General features: G+C 66.9%; 6 protein-coding genes. 1 reads left to right on the top strand and 5 read right to left on the bottom strand.

Going from position 1 to position 7,269, the window contains the following annotated elements:
- Positions 1-282: 282 nt before the first annotated feature.
- Genes DT069_RS23675 through DT069_RS23655 form a run of 5 tightly spaced genes read right to left on the bottom strand, consistent with a single transcriptional unit; the run spans position 283 to position 6,101 of the window.
- The gene (locus DT069_RS23675) at positions 283-735 is read right to left on the bottom strand and encodes a DUF1489 family protein (protein WP_119462818.1); all 453 of its coding nucleotides are present in this window, start codon (positions 733-735) and stop codon (positions 283-285) included.
- Between the two features lie 39 nt (positions 736-774).
- Positions 775-1,683, bottom strand: coding sequence for a hydroxymethylglutaryl-CoA lyase (locus tag DT069_RS23670; RefSeq protein WP_119462817.1), 909 nt, complete (start codon positions 1,681-1,683; stop codon positions 775-777).
- Positions 1,680-3,689 (bottom strand): acetyl/propionyl/methylcrotonyl-CoA carboxylase subunit alpha, encoded by a 2,010-nt coding sequence (locus DT069_RS23665; RefSeq protein ID WP_119462816.1) that lies wholly within the window; start codon positions 3,687-3,689, stop codon positions 1,680-1,682. The genes DT069_RS23670 and DT069_RS23665 overlap by 4 nt, the downstream gene beginning before the upstream one ends.
- 4 nt (positions 3,690-3,693) lie before the next feature.
- Complete coding sequence (locus tag DT069_RS23660) at positions 3,694-4,488, bottom strand: enoyl-CoA hydratase/isomerase family protein (protein ID WP_119462815.1); 795 nt, start codon at positions 4,486-4,488, stop codon at positions 3,694-3,696.
- A gap of 5 nt (positions 4,489-4,493) precedes the next feature.
- Positions 4,494-6,101, bottom strand: a complete 1,608-nt coding sequence (locus DT069_RS23655; RefSeq protein WP_119462814.1) for a carboxyl transferase domain-containing protein — start codon at positions 6,099-6,101, stop codon at positions 4,494-4,496.
- 158 nt (positions 6,102-6,259) lie between these two features.
- On the opposite strand from DT069_RS23655, the gene DT069_RS23650 reads away from it, so the two are divergent.
- Positions 6,260-7,216 (top strand): threonine dehydratase, encoded by a 957-nt coding sequence (locus DT069_RS23650; protein WP_119462813.1) that lies wholly within the window; start codon positions 6,260-6,262, stop codon positions 7,214-7,216.
- The last annotated feature ends 53 nt before the right edge of the window (positions 7,217-7,269 follow it).

The following is a 7,269-nucleotide window of genomic DNA, read 5'->3' as shown; positions in this document are numbered from 1 at the left end:
CGAAACACCCAGTTGCAACCAGGCTCCTGTCCCGGCGACACCGCCGCCGATCAAGCCGGCCCACCGTGTCGCGGAGCGGGCTTATACGCCCCTCACACAGAATGTGTCAAACGCTTTTAGCAATTTATTTGAACCGAAGCCCAGAGCCGACGCTCCAACATGCGGCCACCGCCGCAACCGCCTCGGTACACCCTTAAATAACCCTCTATCGAACGCTTTTCAAGGCGCCTGTTGCCCCTTTATGCCGCCCGCCCTTCGGGCCGGCGGGAGAAAGACAGGCCGTCAGAGGAGCCCCAGCGATCGCAGCTCCGCCAGCATCTCGACCGGCGGGTCTTGATCGCCGGCACCCCACGCACTTTCGGCTCCGCCGTCCAGATCCGGCGGCGCATCGGCGCATTCGAGATAGCGCCATCCCTGAAACGGCCGCCACGCCCGCGGAATGGTCGGCACGAGCGTCGTATCGTACTGGATCGCGCAACAGGACCGCCCCTCCTCGTCCAGCGATGCCTCCAGCCCGACAATAGGCTGCCGGACCCGGACCCATCCCTTGATGACCCAGTAGAGGGAGCCGCCCGCAAGCACCTCCTCGCGCCGCTTCGGCATGCTTCGGGTGCAGTGCCGCAGCAGCGGCTGCTTGCCCTGCCGACGCAGGTCGGCCAGGCGCTCCTCCTGCCACTGGCGCAGGCTCTCGATGCTGTCAGTTCCGACGCAAAGCTTGACGAGATGAACGGTCATGATCTCCCGGCCCTTGCAATCCGGCGCGTCACACCAGCTTTACGGCGCCCGCCCCGCCAAAGCCAGGGATACTTTCGATGCCGGTGGTCGCCCCAGCGCCTGCGCGATGAAACGCCCGGCAGCGACGAGCGACGGCAGATCGACACCCGTCTCGATCTCCAGTCCCGAAAGCATGTAGAGCACGTCCTCGCTCGCCACATTGCCGGTTGCGCCTACAGCATAAGGGCATCCGCCGAGTCCGGCCACCGAGCTGTCGACGGTAGCGACGCCGCATTCCAGCGCCGCCAGGATGTTCGCCAACGCCTGGCCGTAGGTGTCGTGGAAATGAACGGCCAGCCGGTCGCGCGGCACGCGTTCGGCCACGGCCTCGATCATCGCCATGGCCTTGCCCGGCGTCCCGACGCCGATCGTATCGCCGAGGGAAATCTCGTAACAGCTCAGCTCCAGCAAGCGCGCCGCGACCGCCGCGACCTGCTGCGGCGCCACCGCGCCTTCATAAGGGCAGCCGAGCACGCAGGAGACATAGCCGCGCACGCGGATCCCACCCTTCGCCGCCGCGGCACAGACTGGAGCGAAGCGCGCTAGGCTTTCCTCGATCGAACAGTTGATGTTCCGTTGCGAGAAGCTTTCCGACGCGGCACCGAAGATGGCGATCTCGCGCACGTCCGCCGCCATCGCCGCCTCGAAGCCTTGCATGTTCGGCACGAGCACCGGATAACTGACGCCGGGCCGCCGCGCGATGCCCGCCATCACCTCCCGGCTGTCGGCCATCTGCGGAACGCGGCGCGGCGAGACGAAGCTGGTCGCTTCGACGACCTGCAGCCCGGTCGCCGCCAGCCGATCGATCAGCTCGATCTTGGTCGCAGTGGGCAGGAAGGCGGCTTCGTTCTGCAGCCCGTCGCGCGGACCCACCTCGACCATCTTGACCCGGGCGGGAAAGCGATTCATTGGCCGGCCTCCGCGACGGTGAAGGAGAGCAGCGTCGTCCCCTCCTCGACCAGATCGCCGACCGAATAATGCAGCTCGGCCACGGCACCATCGGATGGAGCGCCGATCGTATGCTCCATCTTCATCGCCTCGAGCACGATCAGCGCGGCGCCCCGCTTCACCGTCTCACCCGGCCTGGCAAGAACTTCGACGATCCGTCCCGGCATCGGCGCAGTCAGCCGGCCGGACGGGGCTTCCGCCACGGCGGTCAGGGCCAGCGGGTCCAGCAGTTCGAGCCGATCGCTCGCGCCGTCGAGCAGAACGGTCAGGAGATTCGCCTGCCGCACGACCGTGGCGGTCAACCGTCGACCATCGAGATCGGCGCGGAGTTCGCCTGCTTCCTCCAACGCGCCCCATACCGTAATCGATCCCTTGGGCAGCGTCAGGCGAACGCCGTCGGGTTGCGCGATCGCGGCGATCTCGAACTCCACATCTCCGCGGCGGAAGCGTAGAACGCTTCGCGCGTCGCCGTTGAGCCGCCATCCGGTCGCGGAGTGCCACGGCGACCAGGAATCGACGACCCGCCGGGCGCGCGCCTTCGCGTCCTCCTCTCGTCGCAGCAGGACATGAAGGCTCGCGAGCGCCAGGACGATGTCGATCGGTGGCGCCGGCGGAGCGGCGATCTCGGTTTCGTGGCGCTCGATGAAGCCGGTATCGACCGCGCCCTCCTCGAATCGCGGATGGCGCGTCAGCGCGGCGAGCCAATCGAGATTGCTGGCAACCCCGATGATTTCGCAGGACGACAGAGTCTTGCGCAGGCGGCGTACCGCCGCCGGCCGATTCTCGTCCCAGACGACGATCTTCGCCAGCATCGCATCATAGTGGATCGACACCTCGTCACCCTGCCGCACGCCGCTGTCGGTGCGCAGATTGAAGCTCTCCGGCGGCAGATGGAAGTGGACGAGGCGCCCGACCGAAGGCAGAAAGCCGCGCGCCGGATCCTCCGCATAGAGCCGGGCCTCGATCGCATGGCCGGCGAGGACGATTCGATCCTGGGTCAGCGGCAGAACCTCGCCGGCGGCCACCCGAAGCTGCCATTCGACCAGATCCTGGCCGGTCACCATTTCTGTCACGGGGTGCTCGACTTGCAGGCGCGTATTCATTTCCATGAAATAGACGCTGCCGGACTCGCCGACAATGAACTCGACCGTTCCAGCGCCGACATATCCGACCGCGCGCGCAGCAGCAATTGCGGTCGCCCCGATCTCGCGGCGCTGTTCGGGAGTCAGGCCGAAGGCCGGCGCCTCCTCCACCACCTTCTGATAGCGGCGCTGTATCGAACAGTCGCGCTCGAACAGATGCACCAGGTTGCCCTGACCGTCGGCGAAGATCTGCACTTCGATATGCCGCGGCTGCGCGATGAACTTCTCGATCAGCACCCGGTCGTCGCCGAAGGCCGAGAGCGCCTCGCGCTTGGCCGCGGCGAGTTCCGCCGCAAAGGCCGAGGCCCGGTCGACGCGCCGCATGCCCTTTCCGCCGCCGCCCGCGGAGGCCTTGATCAGGACCGGGAAACCAATCTCCTTCGCCGCCCTCAGCAGCGTTCCTTCATCCTGATCGGCCCCGTGATAGCCGGGCACGATAGGCACGCCGGCCTGCTCCATGAGCGCCTTCGCCTCCTGCTTCGATCCCATCGCGCGGATGGCCGAGGCAGGCGGCCCGATGAATATCAGCCTCGCCGCGGCGCAGGCCTCGGCAAAATCGGCGTTCTCCGACAGGAAGCCATAGCCGGGATGCACGGCCTCCGCCCCGGTGCGCCGCGCCGCCTCGATGATGCGGTCGATGCGGAGGTAACTCTCGCGTGCCGCGGCCGGACCGAGCAGGACGGCCTCGTCGGCCATGGCGACATGCGGCGCCTGCGCATCGGCCTCCGAATAGACCGCGACGGTTCGGATGCCGAGGCGCCGGGCCGTTCGGATGATCCGGCAGGCGATCTCGCCGCGATTGGCGATCAGAATCTTCTCGAACAAGGCCCTACTCCCGCGGGATCCAGCCCGGTTTGCGCTTCTCGAGAAAGGCCGAGACCCCGTCCCGACCTTCCTCGCCGGCACGGATGCGGGCGATGCGTTTTGCCGTGTCCTCGACCAAGCCGTCATCGAGCGGCCGGCCTGCCAGATCGGCAATGAGCCGCTTCGCCGCCGCCTGCGCGACCGGCCCGCCCTGGGCCAGCATCGTCAGGATCCGGCCCAATGTCTGCGGCAGATCGACCGCGGGCACGACCTCCTGCACGAGTCCGAGCCGCCGCGCCTCGGCCGCGTCGAAGCGCTCCCCGGTCAGAAAGTAGCGCCGCGCTGCGCGCGCGCCAATCGCCCCCATCACATAGGGTGAGATCACCGCCGGAATGAGTCCCAGCCGGACCTCGGAGAGGGCGAAGGTCGCATGATCGGCGGCGAGCGCGATGTCGCAGCAGGCAACGAGGCCGACGCCACCGCCGAAAGCCGCCCCCTGCACCACCGCCACCGTCGGCTTGGCCAGCCGGTCCAGCGTCCGCATGAGGTCGGCGAGCGCACGGGCATCGGCCTCGTTCTCAAGGGTCGAATAGCCGGCCATGCGCCGCATCCACTGCAGGTCGGCGCCGGCCGAAAAGCTCGGCCCGTTCGCGGCGAGCACGACCGCGCGGACCGCGGCATCGGCATCGAGTTCCCGCAGCGCCTCCGTCAGTTCGGCGATCAGCGCACCGTTGAAGGCGTTGTGAACCTCCGGCCGGTTCAGTCGCAGCGTCGCAACACCGTTGGCCGCCCTGTCCCGTAGGAGCATCGGTTCTGCCATAGCCGCTACATCCGGAACAGGCCGAACGCTGTCTTCTCGATCGGCGCGTTCAGCGCGGCGGAGAGGCCCAGGCCGAGGACCATGCGGCTCTCCGCGGGATCGATGACGCCGTCGTCCCACAGCCGGGCGCTGGCATAGTAAGGATGGCCCTGCTTCTCATATTGTTCGCGAATCGGCGCCTTGAAGGCTTCCTCGGCCTCTGCGGACCAAGCCTCGCCGCGAGCCTCCAAATTGTCCCGCTTCACCTGCGCGAGGACGTTTGCCGCCTGCTCGCCGCCCATCACCGAGATCCGCGCATTCGGCCACATCCATAGAAAACGAGGTGAGAAGGCGCGGCCGCACATGCCGTAATTGCCCGCCCCGAAGCTGCCGCCGATCAGCAGCGTGAGCTTCGGAACGGCCGCGCAGGCGACGGCCGTGACCATCTTCGCCCCGTCCTTCGCGATGCCCCCAGCCTCGTATTTCCGTCCGACCATGAAGCCGGTGATATTCTGCAGAAAGACCAGAGGAATGCCGCGCTGCGCGCAGAGCTCGATGAAATGCGCGCCCTTGAGCGCCGACTCGGAAAACAGGATTCCGTTGTTCGCGACGATGCCGACGGGATATCCGAAGACTCGGGCGAAGCCGCAGACGAGCGTGGCGCCATAAAGCCGCTTGAACTCGTCGAACTCGCTGCCGTCGACGATCCGCGCGATCACCTCGCGAACATCGTAAGGTTTGCGCGGATCGGCTGGAACGATCCCATAAATTTCCGCCGGATCGTAGCCAGGGTCACGCGACGGCTGAAGGTCGAGCGCGGGCTGCTTCACGATGTTCAAATTGGCGACGATGCGCCGGACGATCGCCAGCGCATGCGCATCGTCATGCGCATAATGGTCCGCCACGCCGGAGGTGCGGCTGTGAACTTCCGCTCCGCCGAGCTCTTCGGCGCTCACCACCTCGCCCGTCGCCGCCTTCACCAGCGGCGGCCCGCCGAGGAAGATCGTGCCCTGATTGGCGACGATGATGCTCTCATCCGACATCGCCGGGACATAGGCGCCGCCCGCCGTGCAGGAACCCATCACTGCGGCGATCTGTGGAATTCCCTTCCCCGACATCCGCGCCTGATTGAAGAAGATACGGCCGAAATGGTCGCGGTCGGGAAAGACCTCGTCCTGGTTCGGCAGGTTGGCACCGCCCGAATCGACCAGATAGATGCAGGGCAGACGGTTCTGCTCGGCGATCTCCTGTGCCCGCAGATGCTTCTTCACGGTGATCGGAAAATAGGTGCCGCCCTTCACGGTCGCATCGTTCGCGACGATCATGCATTCCCGGCCGCTCACCTGGCCGATGCCGGTAATGATACCGGCCGCCGGCACCTCGCCGCCATAAAGTCCGAACGCCGCGAGCTGGGACAGCTCGAGGAAGGGCGATCCGCCGTCGAGAAGCAGGCGCACGCGCTCGCGGGGCAGCAGCTTGCCGCGCGCCAAATGCCGCTCGCGCGCGGCCGCGCCGCCGCCTTCGCGAATCGTCGCGACCGACTCCTTCAGGTCCGCCACGAGGCTCGACATCGCCGCCGCATTCCGACGGAATTCCTCGCCATGCCGATCGACGGTCGTCTGCAAAACACCCATTCCGCCTTCGCCCCCAAGCAGCACCCATCTCCAGTTCCACCATCGATCGTAGCATTGCCGTCGATTGTATGGCGACATCTTCGATCTTGTGCCGCGGCGGAGCTTGCCGAGAATGCATTCATCACATCCAGCCCAATCCACGCCATGGGGAAGGTGACATGTCCAACCTGTCCGATCTCGAAGCAGCCGCGGAAATCGTGCACGCGGTGATGCCGCCGACCCCGCAGATCTGCTGGCCGCTGCTCAGCGAGCGGGCCGGAGCCGAAGTCTGGGTCAAGCATGAGAACCACACGCCGATCGGCGCCTTCAAGATCCGCGGCGGTCTGACCTACATGGCCGAGCTGGCGCGCCGGGAGCCGGACATTGCTAGCGTGATCACCGCGACGCGCGGCAATCACGGGCAGAGCGTCGGCTTCGCGGCGCGGCGCGCGGGCGTTCCGGCGGTCATCGTCGTGCCGCACGGCAACAGCGTCGAGAAGAACCGGGCCATGCGGGCGCTGGGCGTCGAGCTGATCGAGCATGGGCATGACTTCCAGGCCGCGTATGAATATGCGATGGCGCTTGCCGAGGAGCGTCGCCTGCACCCGCTCCGCTCGTTCCACCCCTGGCTGGTTCGCGGCGTCGCAAGCTATGGCCTGGAATTCCTGGGCGACGCGCCGGATCTGGACACGGTCTATGTCCCGATTGGGCTGGGATCGGGGATCTGCGCGACTATCGCGGCCCGCGACGCACTTGGCAGCAAGACCAAGATCGTCGGCGTCGCCGCCGAGAACGCCGCCGCCTATGCACTCTCCTTCGAGCGTGGGACACCGGTCTCGACGAACGCCGCCGACACGATCGCGGACGGCATGGCCTGCCGCGTGCCCGTTCCGGAAGCGCTGGACGCGATCCTTCGCGGCGCCGAACGCATCGTCACGGTGAGCGAGGGCGAGATCAAGGCGGCGATGCGCGCCTACTTCACCGACACGCACAATCTGGCCGAAGGCGCCGGTGCGGCGCCGCTCGCTGCGCTGCTCAAGGAACGCGACACGATGGCGGGCAAGCGTGTCGGCCTTGTGCTATCGGGCGGAAACATCGATAGGCCGCTCTATGCGGCGGTGCTGAACGAGGGTTAAGCGGCCTGACTCCCGGAGCATCGGCCTTGGGAACAGACCTGCGGGGTGCCGAG

The sequence above is a fragment of the Virgifigura deserti genome (assembly GCA_003576685.1).
Taxonomy (GTDB): domain Bacteria; phylum Pseudomonadota; class Alphaproteobacteria; order Dongiales; family Dongiaceae; genus Virgifigura; species Virgifigura deserti.
Note: the sequence above shows the minus strand (reverse complement) of the source record. Positions and strands in the feature narration are given on the sequence as shown.

Bases quoted from the DNA above. Each gene is read 5' to 3' on its own strand.
- DT069_RS23675 (WP_119462818.1), bottom strand. From the start codon at position 735: ATGACCGTTCATCTCGTCAAGCTTTGCGTCGGAACTGACAGCATCGAG.
- DT069_RS23670 (WP_119462817.1), bottom strand. From the start codon at position 1,683: ATGAATCGCTTTCCCGCCCGGGTCAAGATGGTCGAGGTGGGTCCGCGC.
- DT069_RS23660 (WP_119462815.1), bottom strand. From the start codon at position 4,488: ATGGCAGAACCGATGCTCCTACGGGACAGGGCGGCCAACGGTGTTGCG.
- DT069_RS23655 (WP_119462814.1), bottom strand. From the start codon at position 6,101: ATGGGTGTTTTGCAGACGACCGTCGATCGGCATGGCGAGGAATTCCGT.
- DT069_RS23650 (WP_119462813.1), top strand. From the start codon at position 6,260: ATGTCCAACCTGTCCGATCTCGAAGCAGCCGCGGAAATCGTGCACGCG.